At 63.1% G+C, this 17,035-nt stretch carries 16 protein-coding genes; 3 read left to right on the plus strand and 13 right to left on the minus strand.

The features are described 5' to 3' along the window. Positions 1 to 95 precede the first annotated feature (95 nt). From ACYJSS_RS01280 to ACYJSS_RS01330, 11 genes are all read right to left on the minus strand, one after another. A complete protein-coding gene (locus ACYJSS_RS01280) occupies positions 96 to 2,096 on the minus strand; it encodes a PhoX family protein (protein WP_111262134.1) in 2,001 nt (666 codons plus the stop codon). Between the two features lie 115 nt (positions 2,097 to 2,211). Continuing rightward, complete coding sequence (locus ACYJSS_RS01285) at positions 2,212 to 2,814, minus strand: murein L,D-transpeptidase catalytic domain family protein (RefSeq protein ID WP_111262135.1); 603 nt, start codon at positions 2,812 to 2,814, stop codon at positions 2,212 to 2,214. Between the two features lie 165 nt (positions 2,815 to 2,979). Further along, positions 2,980 to 4,575, minus strand: coding sequence for an isocitrate lyase (locus ACYJSS_RS01290; RefSeq protein WP_111262136.1), 1,596 nt, complete (start codon positions 4,573 to 4,575; stop codon positions 2,980 to 2,982). A gap of 489 nt (positions 4,576 to 5,064) precedes the next feature. Continuing rightward, the gene (locus tag ACYJSS_RS01295) at positions 5,065 to 5,874 is read right to left on the minus strand and encodes a secretin N-terminal domain-containing protein (RefSeq protein WP_111262137.1); all 810 of its coding nucleotides are present in this window, start codon (positions 5,872 to 5,874) and stop codon (positions 5,065 to 5,067) included. Further along, a complete protein-coding gene (locus tag ACYJSS_RS01300) occupies positions 5,871 to 6,500 on the minus strand; it encodes a DUF7931 domain-containing protein (RefSeq protein WP_111262138.1) in 630 nt (209 codons plus the stop codon). The genes ACYJSS_RS01295 and ACYJSS_RS01300 overlap by 4 nt, the downstream gene beginning before the upstream one ends. 8 nt (positions 6,501 to 6,508) lie before the next feature. Continuing rightward, complete coding sequence (locus ACYJSS_RS01305; RefSeq protein ID WP_111262139.1) at positions 6,509 to 6,934, minus strand: GNAT family N-acetyltransferase; 426 nt, start codon at positions 6,932 to 6,934, stop codon at positions 6,509 to 6,511. Then, the gene (locus ACYJSS_RS01310; protein ID WP_236205240.1) at positions 6,927 to 8,093 is read right to left on the minus strand and encodes a ribosomal protein uL16 3-hydroxylase; all 1,167 of its coding nucleotides are present in this window, start codon (positions 8,091 to 8,093) and stop codon (positions 6,927 to 6,929) included. The genes ACYJSS_RS01305 and ACYJSS_RS01310 overlap by 8 nt, the downstream gene beginning before the upstream one ends. Positions 8,094 to 8,153: 60 nt before the next feature. Further along, positions 8,154 to 9,524, minus strand: a complete 1,371-nt coding sequence (purB, locus tag ACYJSS_RS01315; RefSeq protein WP_111262141.1) for an adenylosuccinate lyase — start codon at positions 9,522 to 9,524, stop codon at positions 8,154 to 8,156. A gap of 105 nt (positions 9,525 to 9,629) precedes the next feature. Continuing rightward, positions 9,630 to 10,250 carry a high frequency lysogenization protein HflD gene (gene hflD / locus ACYJSS_RS01320; RefSeq protein ID WP_111262142.1) on the minus strand — a complete coding sequence of 207 codons (621 nt, stop codon included), beginning with the start codon at positions 10,248 to 10,250 and terminating at the stop codon, positions 9,630 to 9,632. Then, positions 10,247 to 11,365, minus strand: a complete 1,119-nt coding sequence (mnmA, locus tag ACYJSS_RS01325; RefSeq protein ID WP_111262143.1) for a tRNA 2-thiouridine(34) synthase MnmA — start codon at positions 11,363 to 11,365, stop codon at positions 10,247 to 10,249. The genes hflD and mnmA overlap by 4 nt, the downstream gene beginning before the upstream one ends. A gap of 61 nt (positions 11,366 to 11,426) precedes the next feature. Beyond that, positions 11,427 to 11,873 carry an NUDIX hydrolase gene (locus ACYJSS_RS01330; protein WP_236205241.1) on the minus strand — a complete coding sequence of 149 codons (447 nt, stop codon included), beginning with the start codon at positions 11,871 to 11,873 and terminating at the stop codon, positions 11,427 to 11,429. A 321-nt stretch (positions 11,874 to 12,194) separates the two neighbouring features. Here ACYJSS_RS01330 and icd point away from each other — a divergent pair, with 321 nt between their 5' ends. Further along, complete coding sequence (gene icd / locus ACYJSS_RS01335) at positions 12,195 to 13,451, plus strand: NADP-dependent isocitrate dehydrogenase (protein ID WP_111262145.1); 1,257 nt, start codon at positions 12,195 to 12,197, stop codon at positions 13,449 to 13,451. A 66-nt stretch (positions 13,452 to 13,517) separates the two neighbouring features. On the opposite strand, the gene cspD is transcribed toward icd, so the two are convergent. Continuing rightward, positions 13,518 to 13,784, minus strand: coding sequence for a cold shock domain-containing protein CspD (gene cspD, locus ACYJSS_RS01340; protein WP_111262174.1), 267 nt, complete (start codon positions 13,782 to 13,784; stop codon positions 13,518 to 13,520). Positions 13,785 to 14,013: 229 nt separating this feature from the next. Here cspD and clpS point away from each other — a divergent pair, with 229 nt between their 5' ends. Both clpS and clpA read left to right on the plus strand, forming a co-directional pair. Next, positions 14,014 to 14,376 carry an ATP-dependent Clp protease adapter ClpS gene (gene clpS / locus ACYJSS_RS01345; protein WP_111262146.1) on the plus strand — a complete coding sequence of 121 codons (363 nt, stop codon included), beginning with the start codon at positions 14,014 to 14,016 and terminating at the stop codon, positions 14,374 to 14,376. Between the two features lie 29 nt (positions 14,377 to 14,405). Continuing rightward, positions 14,406 to 16,676: an ATP-dependent Clp protease ATP-binding subunit ClpA gene (gene clpA, locus ACYJSS_RS01350; RefSeq protein ID WP_111262147.1), complete on the plus strand. Its 2,271-nt coding sequence runs from the start codon at positions 14,406 to 14,408 to the stop codon at positions 16,674 to 16,676. A 60-nt stretch (positions 16,677 to 16,736) separates the two neighbouring features. Here the strand turns inward: clpA and infA are convergent, their stop codons facing one another. After that, on the minus strand, positions 16,737 to 16,955 hold the full coding sequence (infA, locus tag ACYJSS_RS01355; RefSeq protein ID WP_016492441.1) for a translation initiation factor IF-1: 219 nt from the start codon (positions 16,953 to 16,955) through the stop codon (positions 16,737 to 16,739). Positions 16,956 to 17,035 lie beyond the last annotated feature (80 nt).

Genomic DNA, 17,035 nt, shown 5'->3' on the forward strand with positions numbered 1-17,035 from the left:
TTGGTGAATGGGCGGCCAGTCTGTCACCGGTAAAAAGGACCGGCCATTGCTGGCCGGTCGCAAATGCCTGGCACTTCGGCCAGTGGCTGGGGGGATCAGAGAATGCGGCGGCGGTCCTCTCGGGTGATGACCACCGTGGAGGAGCGCGGCCGCTTGCCCGGTCCGTCCGGCCAGGTGCTGGTCAGGTTGGTGGGCGTGGAGCCCTCGCCCGGGTGCTGGATGTTGACGAACAGGGTGCGGAAGTCCGGGGTCGCGGCGATGCCGGTGACCTCGGCGCCCAGCGGGCCGACCAGGAAGCGCTTGAGTTCGCCGGTGCGCGGGTCCGCCACCAGCATCTGGTTGTTGCCGAAGGGACCGGAAGCCAGTTGGCTGCCGCTCATGTCGGTCTGGATCCACAGGCGGCCGTCGTCGTCGAACCACAGGCCGTCGGGGCTGGCGAGGATGTTGCTGGCATCCAGCGGCTTGCCGCTCGGGCTGCGGCTGTCGGTTTCCGGGCCGGCAAGCATGAACAGGTTCCAGTTGAAGGCCTTGCCTGCATAGTCGCGGCTCTGTTCGCGCCAGCGGATGATATGGCCGTAGGCGTTGACCGGGCGCGGGTTGGGCGCATCCGGCGTGGTGCGTGCGGTGTTGTTGGTGAGGGTGAAGTACACCTCGCCGTTGTCGGGGTTCACCGCGCCCCACTCGGGGCGGTCCATCTTGGTGGCGCCGACCACGTCCGCCGCCAGACGGGTGTTGATCAGCACCTCGCCCTGGTCGGCGAAGGCCACGCCTGCGGCGAGGCAGGCCTTGAGGAAGGATTTGTCGTTGATGTCCAGCGCCAGCCACTGGCCGCTGCCATCGGCGTTGAAGCGCGCCACGTACAGGGTGCCTTCGTCGAGCAGGCGGCCGTTGCTGCGGCCGGGGCGGTAGGCGTCGCGGCTGACGTATTTGTAGATGTACTCGTTCTGCGAGTCGTCGCCGGAATAGCACACCACCGGGCGGCCGGCCTTCACCGGGGCGAAGATCAGGCCTTCGTGGGCGAAGCGGCCCAGGGCGGTGCGCTTGACCGGTACGGAGTCGGGTTCGAAGGGGTCGATCTCGACGATCCAGCCGAACTGGTTCGGCTCGTTGCGGTAGTCGCCCTTGGCGTCGGCGGCCTTGCGGGTGGCGTCGAAGCGCTCGAACTCATCGCCGGGGAGGGTTTCCCAGCCGAAGCGGCTGCCGTTGCGCAGGCCGTAGCGTTTCAGCTCGCGGGGCAGGTCGGCGTCGCGGGTGGAGAAGTAGCCGGCCCAGTTCTCCTCGCAGGTGAGGTAGGTGCCCCAGGGCGTGAAGCCGTTGGAGCAGTTGTTCTGGGTGCCGCGTGCGGCGGTTCCGTTGGGGCTGTGGCGGGTCTGCAGCAGCTTGTTGCCGCGTGCCGGGCCGCTGATCTGCATCGGCGTGGCGGCGGTGATGCGCCGGTTGCGGCGGCTCGGCACCACCGTCCACTCGCCGCGCACGTCACGGCGGATCTCCACCACCGATACGCCGTGGGCGTTGATCTCCTTGCGCACTTCCTCGGCGCTCGTGCGCTTGCCGCTCACGACGGTCGGGCCATTGGGGTGCAGCAAGGGCGCATCGATGTACTCGTGGTTGAGTACCAGCAGGCCGTGGTCGGAGCGCAGGCCCAGGCCGTGGCGGGTGTCGATGGGGAAGAAGTGCATGCCGTCGTGGTGCATGCCGGTCTGTTCGGCCTGGTCTTGAGCGCTGTTGCTGGCGTCCTCGGCGAACGCCGGGTAACGGCCGGTGATGGGCGTGCCCCAGGGAATGAAGGGCGTTGCCTTGTAGCCCGGCGGCACGGTGATGGTGTCGGCGCGGCCGGCCGGGATGCCTTCGAAGGCCAGTCGGCGGCGCGGCTTGAAGGGGAAGCCGAGGCTGCGGGCCTCATCCTGGCCGGCCTCGGCCTGGCCGGGCAGGGATACGCCGAGGAAGGCGAGGGCGCCGAGTGCGGCGCCACCGGCCAGCACCTCGCGGCGTTTCACGCCTTCGATCAGCTCGCTGATGTGGGGGTTCCGGGACTGGTTGCTCGGCACTTCGTCGCCATTTCCAAAGAGGACGGCGTTCTCTTTCTCGTTGTTCAAGGCTCTGTCTCCATACGGGCGAATCGGCGGAGACTTGACGCTACGACCTGAAGGCGACGGAACTGTGACAGTGCGACGGGCGTGGTGCCTTATGTGCTGTGCCGCACAAAACGCTTCAGGGCGTCCCGGATGATGCAGGCGTCGGCTGGATGGCGAAGATCAGTGCGCCGCCGCGGAGCGCTTCGATCACCTGGTCGCGGTCGTCGTCGGACAGCACCAGGCAGCCGAAACTGCGCCCGGCCACGCCGTGCTGGCGGATGAACCTCTCCTCCATGTAGTCCATGGCGTGGATGACGATGGCGCGCTGCATGGCCTTGTCATTGCTCGAGTCCAGCCCGGCCAGGCGCATCGACAGGCCATGGCCGGGCTGTTCGCTCCGGTAGACCTCGCCGGTGCGGTAGGCGCCGAGGGCGGAGGCGTGGCTTTCAGGTTCGTTGGAGAAGCGCTCGGCGTAGCCGTCGTGGTCGGCATCCGAGCCCTTGCCATGGGCCACGCGGTAGCGCGCAAGCAGCTTGTGGGTGTGGCGGTCGTATAGAAGGAAGCGCTTCTGGTCAGAGCGCTGGGAGTAGTCGACCACGGCGAAACGCGGATGCTCGTTGTGCTGAAGGTGGTCGAGGATGGGCTGGAGCGTGCCTGGGGTGAAGCGTTGCTCCAGGTCGCCGGCATGGGCGAGGAAGGGGATCAGGGTCAGCAGGCAGGAAATGAGCGATCTGGGCATCGGATTGAAACCGTCGGCTGTCGGCCAGAGGTAAGTTCAGACGCGCGATGGATGCAAGGCGTTCCTCCGGGGAGGTTTCGCGGTGCATAAAAAAAGCCCCGGCATCGCTGCCAGGGCTTCGAGGCATCCAGCCGACCCGAGGGTCGTGCTGGTGAACAGTTCCTATTAGTGGAACTGGTTCATGGTGTTGTCTTTACCGCTTGCCTTCAGAGCCGCTTCGCCAGCGAAGTACTCTTTGTGGTTGTCGCCGATGTCGGAGCCAGCCATGTTCTGGTGCTTGACGCAGGCGATGCCCTGACGCAGTTCCTGACGCTGTACGCCTTTGACGTAGGCCAGCATGCCCTGGTCGGCGAAGTACCCTTTGGCCAGGTTGTCGGTGGACAGCGCGGCGGTGTGGTAGGTCGGCAGGGTGATCAGGTGGTGGAAGATGCCGGCGTGAGCCGAACCGTCGCGCTGGAAGGTGCGGATCTTCTCGTCTGCAACCTGGGCCAGTTCGGTTTCGTCGTACTCGACGCTCATCAGCTTGGCGCGGTCGTAGGCGGAAACGTCCTTGCCTTCGGCGACGAACGCATCGAACACCTGCTGGCGGAAGTTCAGGGTCCAGTTGAAGGACGGGCTGTTGTTGTAGACCAGCTTGGCGTTCGGGATGACCTGACGAATGCGGTCAACCATGCCCTTGATCTGGCCAACGTGCGGCTTCTCGGTTTCGATCCACAGCAGGTCGGCGCCGTTCTGCAGGCTGGTGATGCAGTCCAGTACGCAGCGGTCTTCGCCAGTGCCGGCACGGAACTGGAACAGGTTGGACGGCAGGCGCTTGGGACGCAGCAGCTTGCCTTCGCGGTTGATCACCACGTCGCCGTTCTTCAGCTCGGCAGGGGTGATTTCTTCGCAGTCCAGGAAGGAGTTGTACTGGTCGCCCAGGTCGCCCGGCTGCTTGGTCACGGCGATCTGCTTGGTCAGGCCGGCACCCAGGGAGTCGGTACGGGCAACGATCACGCCGTCGTCAACGCCCAGCTCGAGGAAGGCGTAGCGAACTGCGTTGATCTTGGCGAGGAAATCTTCGTGCGGAACGGTCACTTTGCCGTCCTGGTGGCCGCACTGCTTCTCGTCGGAAACCTGGTTCTCGATCTGGATGCAGCAGGCACCCGCTTCGATCATCTTCTTGGCCAGCAGGTAGGTGGCTTCCGGGTTACCGAAGCCAGCGTCGATGTCGGCGATGATCGGAACGACGTGGGTTTCGTAGCCGTCGATCTGGGCCTGGATCTCATCGGCCTTGACCTTGTCGCCAGCGGCGCGGGCGGCGTCCAGGGCGGTGAAGAGCAGATCCAGTTCGCGGGCGTCAGCCTGGCGCAGGAAGGTGTACAGCTCTTCGATCAGGCCGGAAACGGCGGTTTTCTCGTGCATCGACTGGTCCGGCAGCGGGCCGAAGTCGGAACGCAGGGCCGCGACCATCCAGCCGGACAGGTAGAGGTAGCGCTTGTTGGTGGTCTTCAGGTGCTTCTTGATGGAGATCAGCTTCTGCTGACCGATGAAGCCGTGCCAGCAGCCCAGGGACTGGGTGTAGACGGAGGCGTCGGCGTCGTATTCGGCCATGTCCTTGCGCATGATGGCCGCGGTGTACTTGGCGATGTCCAGACCGGTCTTGAAGCGGTTCTGGGCGCGCATACGAGCGACGGATTCCGGGTTGATAGCGCTCCAGCTGTTGCCTGCGGCTTCTTTCAGAGCGGCAACTGCCTTGATGTCGTTTTGATATGCGGACATGGTCAATCCTTCAAATGTGTTTGGTTGAGCACCGACTTCCCCCTGTGAAGCCCTTGAAGGCATCACGGGTAGCTCACCACAGAACGTCGAGAATGTGACCGGTACGAGTAGGACACTCGAGAGGAGGGGGTGACGAGACGAGCGGTACAGATGACTTCGCTGTCCGTCCTGTTCGCCTACGGCTCGTGGATGCCTTTGGCGGATCAGGTTCGGTTGGATCGTCGATCTGGCTGCTGCGTTAAACGCTTCCCCGTCCCTCAGGACAACTTCGTTCCAGTCGCAACCTCGTCGAACTGCCTTGTGGGCTGTAACAACACGGGACGGCTCGAAGGTATTGAGCGCGGCCCGGGAGCCCGTTGCAGGGCCCCTGGTTAGCGGGAGCGGGGCCATGATGCGCTTCAAACAAGTGTTCGTCAAACGTTTTGTAGTGATTTTTTCGCACTACTACATAAGTCTTAAGAACGACCGATTGGTCAGGGAAAGGGAGGGTCAGTCGAGGCTCTCGACCTTCAGGCGCATGGTCATGTTTTCGCCGCCCTGGGTGCTGCGGCGCTGCAGGAAGCCGCTGTCATCGGACTGGCTGGACTGATTGACGCCGCCGACCGTGATCCACTCGCCGAGGCGACCGCTGACACGGGTATCGGTGCTCTGCACGTCGATCACTCCGGGCTGGGACTGGCTCAGGCGGTCGCTGTTGCTGCTGATGCTGACGTGGACGATGTCGCCTGTGACGCTGGCGGTGACATAGAAGCCGCGGGTCACGTTGCGGTACTCGGTGTTGCTGTAGACCTGCCCGTAGGGGCCGGTGCTGGCGGTGGTGATGGGAACGCTTTGGCCGACCTGGATCAGCGCCGGGTAGCCCTCGCTGGCCTGAACCTGTTGCACGCCGCCGCCGCGGCTGTCGGTGCTGCGGCGGATGATGCGTACCTGGTCGCGGCCGCGCACCTCACCACGCCCCGCTTCCACATCCACGCCGCCTACGCTGGCCGAGCCGTTGACCGCGTAGCCACGATCGTCCTGGTAGTTGCTGTCGCTGGTGTCCACCGAGATCAGCAGGCGCTTGGGCGCGGTGTCCAGCTGGCCAAGGACCGTGCGCAGCTCCTGGATCTTCGCCGGCTCGGCATTGACGATCAGCTGGTTGCCGTAGGCGCTGACGCGGCCTTCGTTGCCGAGCACCGATTGCACCACGGGCATCACGTCCTCGGCGGTGCGGTAGTTGAGCGGGATCACCTCGGTCGCGGCCAGGAGCGGCAGGCTCAGGGCAATGAGCAGGGCGGCGAGGAGCGCGCGTGGGGTCATAGCAGGAAACTCCGCAGGTCGGGATCGCTGACGCTCTGTTCCCAGGCCTGGTCGAACTGGGCCTGGCGCAGGCGGCAGCGCCCGGGGTCGTTGTACAGAGCGTAGCCGGAGAAGCTATCCAGTTCCGGGCGCAGCAGCAGGCCGCGATCATCCACCAGCAGGTAGGCGCACTCTTCGTTGGAGTGATCGGGATTGAGCTTGCGGATCTGGCTGTTGCTGGACAGGCGTCGCACCAGGTTGAGCAGGCGATGGCCTTCCTTTACCGGGCGCGTGACGTCACGTATCAGGATGCGCAGGCGGTTGCGCGGGTTGGCCAGGAGAAAGCGGGTACAGGCGTCCTGGATGCTGCTGTGGTGGTAGAGCCAGGCTTCGAGGTCCGGCGTGTAGAAACACAGGTTGCGCTGCGCCTGCTGCAGCAGGGCGAGGGCGTGGGGGCGTGCATCGTCGGGCTTGGCGAAGCGCTGCAGGTCGGGGTGTTCGCCAAGGGTGTAGGGCGCTGGCTCCCAGGGGGCCGGCTCACGCAGATCCGGGACCGGGTTGTGGACCTCGAAACGCCCCGGTGACTGGAATTCGATGGCCGGCAATTCGGCATCGGGCTCTTGGTTTTCCGGGGCGTTGGGTTCCATGTCGACCTCTACTGGCTGTCGCGCACCATGTCCACGTGGGGGATGCCGGCTTCGAGGAACTCGCCGCTGACGACGCGGAAGCCGTGGCGCTCATAGAAGGGGGTGGCGTGCACCTGGGCGGAGAGCATCTGCTGTTTGAGGCCGCGACGCTCCGCTTCGGCGATCACCGCTTCCAGCAGGCGATCGCCGACCCGCAGGCCGCGCCAGTCCTTGAGTACCGAGACGCGGCCGATATGTCCGTCGGGCAGCAGGCGCGCGGTGCCGATGGCGTAATCGCGCTCCAGGGCGAGGAAGTGGACTGCGTCGACGTCTTCCGCATCCCATTCCTGCTCCGGCGCCACCGCCTGTTCGGCGATGAACACGGTTTCACGGATGCGGCGCAGGTCGGCATTGTCCTTCTGCCAATCGGCGATGCGGACGTGTATCTCACTCATCGGCAAACTCCAGACTTCCTTGCTTGACCAGTTCCCACAGAAGCTTACGCCCGTCCTCGTCGGCCAGCCATTGGCCGAGGTTGTCGATGTGCAGTGCGTCGCTGGCGCAGACCAGTTTCAGCAGCTCGCGCAGGCTGCTGGGCAGCAGGCGGCTCTGGCCGCTGGCGAAGAGCACCAGGCCGATATCCACTTCGGACCAGGCCATGCGGGCGCTGGGGTTGCGGATCAGCACGGCGCCATCTTCCAGGGCGCCGACGAACTCGTCTTCGTCCACTTCGGTGCCGGCGACCAGTTCGGGGTAGCGCGGCTCGGTCATGAACTGGCCGAACCAGGTCAGCAGTAGGCGTTCGTCGCTCATGTGCTCGGCCAGCAGGGCCTTGAGGCGATCGAGGGCGTCCTGCTGGATCTGGTAGGGGTCGCTGACCGGCGCGATGTCGGCGTCGCTGTAGCGTTCTTCGTCAGGGATGAACTGGGCGAGGAAGTCGGTGAAATGGGTCAGCACTTCAGCGGCGCTAGGGGCGCGGAAGCCGACCGAGTAGGTCATGCAGTCGTCCTCGGCGATGCCGAAGTGGGCCAGGCGCGGCGGCAGGTAGAGCATGTCGCCGGGCTCCAGCACCCACTCATCGGTGCCCTGGAAGTCGGCGAGGATACGCAGGTCGGCGTGGGGCAGCAGCGGGCTTTCGGCGTCGCACATCTGGCCGATCTTCCAGCGGCGCTGGCCGTGGGCCTGGAGCAGGAACACGTCGTAGTTGTCGTAGTGCGGACCGACACCACCGCCCGGCGCGGCGAAGCTGACCATGATGTCGTCGATGCGCCAGCTGGGCAGGAAGCGGAAATGTTCCAGCAGCTCGGCGACTTCCGGGACGAACTGGTCGACGGACTGGACGAGGAGGGTCCAGTCCTTTTCCGGCAGGTCCTGGTAGGTGTCTTCGGAGAACGGGCCGCGGCGGAGTTCCCACGGGTGCTCGCCATGTTCGATCACCAGGCGCGATTCGACTTCCTCTTCCAGGGACAGGCCGGCCAGTTCGTCGGGGGAGATGGGGCTCTCGTAGTCCGGGATGGCCTGGCGGATCAGCAGAGGTTTCTTCTGCCAGTAGTCGCGGAGGAATTCACGGGCGGAGATGCCGCCGAGGATTTGCAGGGGAAGATCGGAAGTCATGGCGGAACCTTTCAAATAAAAACGCCCGGCACAGCCGGGCGTGCAAGGGGGCGATAGCCGTCAGATACGCTTGGCCTGGGCTGCCGCGTTGCCGATGTAGGCGGCGGGGGTCAGCTTGCGCAGTTCGGCCTTGGCTTCGGCCGGCATGTCGAGGCCGTCGATGAAAGTCTGCAGCGCTTCGGGGCTGATGCCCTTGCCGCGGGTCAGTTCCTTCAGCTTCTCGTAGGGATTTTCGATGGCGTAGCGGCGCATCACGGTCTGGATCGGTTCGGCGAGGACTTCCCAGCAGGCGTCCAGGTCGGCGGCGATGCGTGCTTCGTTCAGTTCCAGCTTGCCGATGCCCTTGAGGCTGGCTTCGTAGGCGATGACGCTGTGGGCGAAGCCGACGCCGAGGTTGCGCAGCACGGTGGAGTCGGTCAGGTCGCGCTGCCAGCGGGAGATCGGCAGCTTGCTGGCCAGGTGCTGGAACAGTGCGTTGGCGATGCCGAGGTTGCCTTCGGAGTTCTCGAAGTCGATCGGGTTGACCTTGTGCGGCATGGTCGAGGAGCCGATCTCGCCGGCGACGGTCTTCTGCTTGAAGTAGCCGAGGGAGATGTAGCCCCAGACGTCGCGATCGAAGTCGATGAGGATGGTGTTGAAGCGGGCGATGGCGTCGAACAGCTCGGCGATGTAATCGTGCGGCTCGATCTGGGTGGTGTAGGGGTTGAAGCTCAGGCCCAGGTCACCTTCGATGAATTCGCGGGCGTTGGCTTCCCAGTCGATTTCCGGGTAGGCCGAGAGGTGGGCGTTGTAGTTGCCCACGGCACCGTTGATCTTGCCCAGCAGCGGTACGGCGGCTACCTGGGCGATCTGGCGCTCCAGGCGGTAGACGACGTTGGCCAGTTCCTTGCCCAGTGTGGTGGGGGAGGCGGGCTGGCCGTGGGTGCGGGAGAGCATCGGCACGTCGGCGAAGCGGATCGCCAGCTCACGGATGGCCTCGGCGGTCTGGCGCATCAGCGGCAGCAGCACGCCGTCGCGGCCTTCGCGCAGCATCAAGGCGTGGGACAGGTTGTTGATGTCCTCGCTGGTGCAGGCGAAGTGGATGAACTCGCTGACCTTAGCCAGTTCGGGCAGCTTGGCGGCCTGCTCCTTGAGCAGGTACTCCACGGCCTTGACGTCGTGGTTGGTGGTGCGCTCGATTTCCTTGATGCGCTCGGCGTGCTCCAGCTGGAAGTTCTCGGCCAGCTCGTTCAGCAGAGCATTGGCTTCGGCAGAGAAGGGGGCGACTTCCGGAACGCCGGAGTGGGCGGCAAGGCGCTGCAGCCAGCGGACTTCGACCTGTACGCGGAAGCGGATCAGGCCATATTCACTGAAGATCGGGCGCAGTGCGCTGGTTTTGCCGGCGTAGCGGCCATCGACGGGGGAAACCGCGGTGAGCGAGGAGAGCTGCATGGGGCGTTCTCGGACAATCGGTCAACGAAAAGGGCGCACATCATACACGAAAACCGGCCCCGATAACGCGAGCGGGCTTGCGCCGTTCGGCGCTTGCCCACGAATTCAGTTGCGCAGCATGGGGTAGAGCTCGCCCAGCAACTTGCGGCGACTGAACAGCAACTGCCAGCGATGGCCGCCGAGTTGGCGCCAGAGGCGGGCGGAGCGGATGCCGGTGAGCAGCAGGGCGCGGATCTTGGCGGCATTGCTGGGTTGTTGCAGGTGGCGCATGTCGCCATGGACCTGGATGCGCTGGCGGAAGGTGCTGAGGGTGTCCTGGTAGAGGCTGCCGCACGAGGCGATGACGTTGTCGTGGACCACGCCGAAGTGCTGCGTCTGCTGCTGGATCTGGTCGAGCCGGCTACCGATCAGTTGCAGCATGTCCTCGCGCTTGTTCAGCTGGCGCTCCAGGGTCAGGAGTGACAGGGCGTAGCGCAATGGTTCGCGCTGCAGGCTGCTGGGCTCGCGTTCCAGGGCGCTGATCAGGGCCTTGTAGCCGTCGCGCAGGTTGATGTCGTCGCCGCCATAAACGTCCAGGGTGTTCTTCGGGTCGCGAACCAGCAGGCTGCCGAGCATGCAGCCCAGCGGGGCTTCGCTGACCTGGCCGGTCTTGGCGATCTTGTCCACCAGCACGGCGGCTTCGAACACGGCGCCCAGTGCTACCAGTTGTTCCTGCAGGGGCGTCATGGGCGGCGCACCTCGGCGTCCCAGGCTTCGGCCGTTTCGATCACGCCACCACCCAGGCAGATTTCGCCGTCATAGAAGACTACCGACTGGCCGGGCGTTACAGCCCGTTGGGGATCGTCGAAGACCGCACGATAGCCATTGGCGGTGCGCTCCAGGGTGCAGGCCTGGTCGCTCTGCCGGTAGCGGACCTTGGCGGTCAGGGGGCGGGGCTGGTCGAGCTCGATCGGATTGACCCAGAAGATCTCCGACACGAGCAGGGCGCGGGAGAACAGCCAGGGGTGTTCGTTGCCTTGGCCGACGACCAGTACGTTGCGCGCGACGTCCTTGGCCAGGACGTACCAGGGTTCGTCGCTGGCGTCCTTCATGCCGCCGATGCCGAGGCCCTGGCGCTGGCCGATGGTGTGGTACATCAGGCCGTGGTGGCGGCCGATGACTTCGCCGTCGGTGGTTTCGATGTCGCCGGGCTGGGCTGGCAGGTATTGCTTGAGGAAGTCGCTGAAGCGGCGCTCACCGATGAAGCAGATGCCGGTGGAGTCTTTCTTCTTCGCGGTGGCCAGGCCGTGTTTTTCGGCAATGGCGCGGACTTCGGGCTTCTCCAGTTCGCCGACGGGGAACAGGGTGCGGGCGATTTCCTTGCCGCCGACGGCGTGGAGGAAATAGCTCTGGTCCTTGTTCGGGTCCAGGCCCTTGAGCAGTTCGGTGCGGCCGTCGATGTCGCGGCGACGTACGTAATGGCCGGTGGCGATGAGGTCGGCACCGAGCATCAGGGCGTAGTCGAGGAAGGCTTTGAACTTGATCTCGCGGTTGCAGAGGATGTCCGGGTTGGGCGTGCGGCCCGCCTTGTATTCGGCGAGGAAGTGCTCGAACACGTTGTCCCAGTACTCGGCGGCGAAGTTGGCTGTGTGCAGCTTGATGCCGATGCGATCGCACACGGCCTGGGCGTCCGCCAAGTCTTCCTTGGCGGTGCAGTATTCGGTGCCGTCGTCCTCGTCCCAGTTCTTCATGAACAGGCCTTCCACCTGGTAACCCTGTTCCATCAGCAGGAGGGCGGAAACGGAAGAGTCCACGCCGCCGGACATGCCGACGATCACGCGGGTTTTGGCTGTATCGGACATAAGACTCTGGGACTGCTGCAAAAAAGAACGGGATTCTAACAGGTGCGGTCGGCTCGGGCGATCACGCCGGGTCGCGGATCAGGCTCAGTGGGAAGCGTTCTCCGGCCAGGTAGTCGTCGATGCAGCGGATGATCAGCGGACTGCGCCATTGTTCGCGGTGGGCCAGGAGCTCGTCACGGGTCAGCCAGCGCGGGCCAATGATGCCGGTGTCGAGCTCGCGCTCGGGGCGGTGGCGCAGCGGGCGCGCGGCGAAGCAGACGCGCTGGTAGGTCACGCCGTTGCTCGGAGCTGTATAGAGGTAGATGCCGGTGACCGCGGTCAACTCGACTTCCCAACCGGTTTCCTCGAGGGTTTCGCGCAGGGCGGCCTGGATGAGACTTTCGTCGGCTTCCAAGTGGCCGGCAGGCTGGTTTAATACCGCCCGGCCATCCGATATCTCCTCGACCATCAGAAAACGGCCCTGGTCTTCTACCAGGGTGGCGACTGTGACATGGGGGGTGAAGCGCATGGGATCCTCCTCGGTGGGCGGCCAATCTTAGTCATCCGCGGAGGGGGAGGCGAGAGGAGCGGCAATCCGGAAGCAAGCTGCTAGGATGAATAGCGCTTGCTCAGGTGGCCATGTGTAGCGATGTTGTAGTTTGACTACATGCACGGCTAAAGCACAGGTTTCATGCGGGTTTAACTGCCAGCCTGCTCTGCGTGAACAAGGAAAAGTGCGTGACTTTCTGTAGAAAAACTACAAGAATGTCCCGCCTTTCCGAGACCCAAGATCCATCCGTCGCGCCGACCGCGTGATGGTTGTCAGACCACGAGAACTACGGAGTCCAGCATGGGATACCAAAAGATCCAGGTGCCTGCTACCGGTGACAAAATCACCGTCAATGCCGATATGTCCCTGAACGTCCCGAATAACCCGATCATCCCCTTCATCGAAGGTGATGGCATCGGCGTCGACATCAGCCCAGTCATGATCAAGGTGGTAGATGCCGCCGTTGCCAAGGCCTACAACGGCACTCGCAAGATCTCCTGGATGGAAGTCTACGCTGGCGAGAAGGCCACCCAGGTCTACGACCAGGACACCTGGCTGCCGAAAGAAACCCTGGAAGCGGTGCGTGACTACGTCGTTTCCATCAAAGGCCCGCTGACCACTCCGGTCGGTGGTGGCATCCGCTCCCTGAACGTGGCCCTGCGCCAGGAGCTGGATCTGTATGTTTGCCAGCGCCCCGTTCGCTGGTTCGAAGGCGTGCCCAGCCCGGTCAAGAAGCCCGGTGACGTGGACATGGTGATCTTCCGTGAGAACTCGGAAGACATCTACGCAGGCGTTGAGTGGAAAGCTGGCTCCCCTGAGGCCGAGAAGGTCATCAAGTTCCTCACCGAGGAAATGGGCGTCAAGAAGATTCGCTTCACTGAAAACTGCGGTATCGGCATCAAGCCGGTTTCCCTGGAAGGCACCAAGCGTCTCGTGCGCAAAGCCCTGCAGTACGCCGTGGACAACGATCGCAGCTCCGTGACCATCGTCCACAAAGGCAACATCATGAAGTTCACCGAAGGTGCCTTCAAAGAGTGGGGCTACGAAGTCGCGCGTGAAGAGTTCGGCGCCGAGCTGCTGGATGGCGGCCCGTGGATGCAGTTCAAGAACCCGAACACCGGCAAGAACATCGTGGTGAAAGACGCCATCGCCGACGCCATGCTGCAGCAGATCCTGCTGCGTCCGGCCGAGTACGACGTGATCGCCACCCTGAACCTGAACGGTGACTACCTGTCCGACGCCCTGGCGGCCGAGGTGGGTGGGATCGGTATCGCTCCGGGTGCCAACCTGTCCGACACCATCGCCATGTTCGAAGCGACCCATGGCACTGCGCCCAAGTACGCTGGCCAGGACAAGGTCAACCCGGGCTCGGTCATCCTCTCCGCCGAGATGATGCTGCGCCACATGGGCTGGACCGAGGCTGCCGACCTGATCATCAAGGGCACCAACGGTGCCATCGCTGCGAAGACCGTGACTTACGACTTCGAGCGCCTGATGGACGGTGCCAAGCTGGTTTCCTGCTCTGGCTTCGGCGACGCCACCATCGCTCACATGTGAGACTGATGGTGTAAACAAAAAGGCCGGTCATCATGACCGGCCTTTTTTATGCCCTAAGGAATGGGCTCAAGCTTCGACCGTGCTGCCCTGGGGGAGGCTGGCAGTGGCGGCAGGTGCTTCGGAGTTTGCCGTGACCGTACTGATGTTCACGGCGTGCAGGCCTTTGGGGCCCTGGATGATATCGAAGCTTACCGGTTGGCCAGCTTTCAAGGTTTTGTAACCATCCATCTGGATGGCCGAATAATGGGCGAACAGGTCCTCATCTCGGCCGTCAGCGAGGATAAATCCATAGCCCTTGGCGTTGTTGAACCACTTGACCTTACCGCTAACCATGCTGATATCCCTCTGCAAAGGACTCCATCACTGGAGTATCATCCACTTCGACCCCGCGCCTGTTTCGACCGAATGGACGAGGGTGCGGAACCCCTGATACCCGTAGGTGGGTATCCATTGTTTGTAACACCGTTTTGCCTTTAGTCAAGGCGATGCAGCGACCAGCCGAGAAGCGGGTCAAAGTCCAAACGGCGTCTTCCTTTCGCCTATCAAGAAGCTTTATTCCAGCATGCATGCAAGCAGCCAGATTCGACTAACATTCAATCAGGATCGCCCTGGGCATCATGGGGACGACGACACGGGTCTGGTCGTCCAGGAAGCCAAGCCGATCCTTCAGGCGCCACCTATGTATAAGGTGGTCATGTTTAACGATGACTACACGCCGATGGATTTCGTCGTCGAGGTTCTTGAGGTGTTCTTCAATCACAACCGCGAAACGGCGACCAAGGTCATGCTGACCGTTCACACCGAGGGGCGGGCGGTCTGTGGGGTGTTTACACGCGATATTGCTGAAACCAAGGCTATGCAGGTGAATCAATACGCGAGAGAGAGTCAGCATCCGCTACTCTGTGAGATCGAGAAGGACGGTTAACGCCGACCGCTTGGGTATGAGGTGAAGCTATGTTAAACCGTGAGCTCGAAGTCACCCTCAATCTTGCCTTCAAGGAGGCCCGCGCCAAGCGTCATGAGTTCATGACGGTCGAGCATCTGTTGCTTGCCCTTCTTGATAACGATGCCGCTTCTGCAGTGCTGAAAGCCTGTGGCGCGAACCTGGACAAGCTGCGGCATGACCTGCAGGAATTCATTGACTCCACCACGCCGCTGATCCCTCAGCATGACGAGGATCGCGAAACCCAGCCCACGCTCGGTTTCCAGCGCGTGTTGCAGCGCGCCGTGTTCCACGTACAGAGCTCGGGCAAGCGCGAAGTCACCGGTGCCAATGTGCTGGTGGCCATCTTCAGTGAGCAGGAAAGCCAGGCGGTATTCCTGCTCAAGCAGCAGAGCGTCGCCCGTATCGATGTCGTCAACTACATCGCCCACGGCATCTCCAAGGTGCCCGGCCATGGCGAGCAGCATGATAGCGAGCAGGAAATGCAGGATGACGAAGGTGGGGAATCTTCTTCCGCTGGGCATCCGCTGGATGCCTATGCGAGCAATCTGAACGAGCTGGCGCGCCAGGGGCGCATCGATCCTCTGGTCGGGCGTGAGGCCGAGGTCGAGCGCGTGGCGCAGATCCTTGCCCGTCGCCGCAAGAACAACCCGTTGCTGGTGGGGGAGGCGGGCGTCGGCAAGACGGCCATCGCCGAGGGCCTTGCCAAGCGCATCGTCGACAATCAGGTCCCCGACCTGCTGGCCGACAGCGTCGTCTATTCGCTGGACCTTGGGGCATTGCTGGCCGGTACCAAATACCGTGGTGACTTCGAGAAGCGCTTCAAGGCGCTGCTGAACGAGCTGCGCAAGCGTCCGCACGCCATCCTCTTCATCGACGAGATCCACACCATCATCGGTGCTGGCGCAGCCTCGGGGGGGGTAATGGACGCGTCCAACCTGCTGAAGCCGCTGCTCTCTTCCGGCGAGATCCGCTGCATCGGCTCCACAACCTTCCAAGAGTTCCGTGGCATCTTCGAGAAGGACCGCGCCCTCGCGCGGCGCTTCCAGAAGGTCGATGTTACCGAGCCTTCCGTTGAGGACACCGTCGGCATCCTCCGTGGCCTGAAGGGGCGCTTCGAGCAGCACCACCATATCGAATACAGCGATGAGGCGTTGCGTGCGGCTGCGGAGCTCGCGGCGCGCTACATCAACGACCGTCATATGCCCGACAAGGCCATCGACGTCATCGACGAGGCGGGCGCCTACCAGCGCTTGCAGCCCGAAGACAAGCGTGCTCCGCGTATCGATGTTGCCCAGGTCGAGGACATCGTCGCCAAGATCGCGCGGATTCCTCCGAAGCACGTCACCAGCTCCGATAAGGAGTTGCTGCGCAACCTCGAGCGCGACCTGAAGCTGACGGTATTCGGCCAGGATGCGGCCATCGACTCCCTGTCGACTGCCATCAAGCTGTCCCGGGCAGGTCTCAAGTCGCCGGACAAGCCTGTGGGTTCCTTCCTCTTCGCCGGCCCCACCGGTGTCGGCAAGACCGAGGTCGCTCGCCAGTTGGCCAAGGCCATGGGGATCGAGCTGGTGCGCTTCGACATGTCCGAGTACATGGAGCGGCACACTGTTTCGCGCCTCATCGGTGCGCCTCCGGGGTACGTCGGTTTCGATCAGGGTGGATTACTCACCGAAGCCATCACCAAAATGCCGCACTGCGTCCTTCTGCTCGACGAGATCGAGAAGGCGCATCCCGAGGTCTTCAACCTGCTTCTGCAGGTCATGGATCACGGTACGCTCACTGACAACAACGGCCGCAAGGCAGACTTCCGTAATGTCATCGTGATCATGACCACCAACGCGGGGGCTGAAACCGCTTCGCGCGCTTCCATCGGCTTCACTCATCAGGACCACTCGTCCGATGCGATGGAAGTGATCAAGAAGAGTTTCACGCCGGAGTTCCGCAACCGCCTGGACACCATCATCCAGTTCGGTCGCCTCACTCACGAAACCATCAAGAGCGTCGTCGACAAGTTCCTGACCGAGCTGCAGGCGCAGTTGGAAGACAAGCGCGTTCAACTGGTCGTCAGTGACGAGGCGCGTAGTTGGCTGGGTGAGCGTGGCTATGACGCGCAGATGGGGGCTCGACCCATGGCGCGCCTGATTCAGGACAAGATCAAGCGGCCGCTGGCGGAGCAGATCCTGTTTGGTGAGTTGGCCGAGCACGGTGGCGTGGTCCACATCGACGTGAAGGACGATGAGCTCGAGTTCGACTTCGAGACCACTGCTGAAATGGCCTGATGCTGATGTGGAGAAACGCAAAAAGCCCGGCGATTGCCGGGCTTTTTATTGTTTGCCTGATTAGCGGGCGCGGTAGGTGATGCGGCCTTTGCTCAGGTCGTAGGGGGTCAGCTCGACGCGAACCTTGTCACCGGTAAGGATGCGGATGTAGTTCTTGCGCATCTTGCCGGAAATATGCGCGGTGACGACGTGCCCGTTTTCCAACTCCACGCGGAACATGGTGTTGGGCAGGGTATCGATGACAGTGCCTTCCATTTCGAAGCTGTCTTCTTTCGACATGCAGTAAAGCCCTCGGTATCAATGATTGGCCGGGTGCAAACGGCGCCTGGCAAAAACGGCGTGCATTGTGCCCGAAAAAT

It is taken from the genome of Pseudomonas sp. No.21, from assembly GCF_054558415.1.

Coding starts and splice junctions, on each gene's coding strand:
- infA (WP_016492441.1), bottom strand. CDS start 16,955: ATGTCGAAAGAAGACAGCTTCGAAATGGAAGGCACTGTCATCGATACC.
- ACYJSS_RS01285 (WP_111262135.1), bottom strand. CDS start 2,814: ATGCCCAGATCGCTCATTTCCTGCCTGCTGACCCTGATCCCCTTCCTC.
- clpS (WP_111262146.1), top strand. CDS start 14,014: ATGCATGCAAGCAGCCAGATTCGACTAACATTCAATCAGGATCGCCCT.
- ACYJSS_RS01300 (WP_111262138.1), bottom strand. CDS start 6,500: ATGGAACCCAACGCCCCGGAAAACCAAGAGCCCGATGCCGAATTGCCG.
- clpA (WP_111262147.1), top strand. CDS start 14,406: ATGTTAAACCGTGAGCTCGAAGTCACCCTCAATCTTGCCTTCAAGGAG.
- cspD (WP_111262174.1), bottom strand. CDS start 13,784: ATGGTTAGCGGTAAGGTCAAGTGGTTCAACAACGCCAAGGGCTATGGA.
- ACYJSS_RS01330 (WP_236205241.1), bottom strand. CDS start 11,873: ATGCGCTTCACCCCCCATGTCACAGTCGCCACCCTGGTAGAAGACCAG.
- ACYJSS_RS01295 (WP_111262137.1), bottom strand. CDS start 5,874: ATGACCCCACGCGCGCTCCTCGCCGCCCTGCTCATTGCCCTGAGCCTG.
- hflD (WP_111262142.1), bottom strand. CDS start 10,250: ATGACGCCCCTGCAGGAACAACTGGTAGCACTGGGCGCCGTGTTCGAA.
- icd (WP_111262145.1), top strand. CDS start 12,195: ATGGGATACCAAAAGATCCAGGTGCCTGCTACCGGTGACAAAATCACC.
- mnmA (WP_111262143.1), bottom strand. CDS start 11,365: ATGTCCGATACAGCCAAAACCCGCGTGATCGTCGGCATGTCCGGCGGC.
- ACYJSS_RS01305 (WP_111262139.1), bottom strand. CDS start 6,934: ATGAGTGAGATACACGTCCGCATCGCCGATTGGCAGAAGGACAATGCC.
- ACYJSS_RS01290 (WP_111262136.1), bottom strand. CDS start 4,575: ATGTCCGCATATCAAAACGACATCAAGGCAGTTGCCGCTCTGAAAGAA.
- ACYJSS_RS01310 (WP_236205240.1), bottom strand. CDS start 8,093: ATGACTTCCGATCTTCCCCTGCAAATCCTCGGCGGCATCTCCGCCCGT.
- purB (WP_111262141.1), bottom strand. CDS start 9,524: ATGCAGCTCTCCTCGCTCACCGCGGTTTCCCCCGTCGATGGCCGCTAC.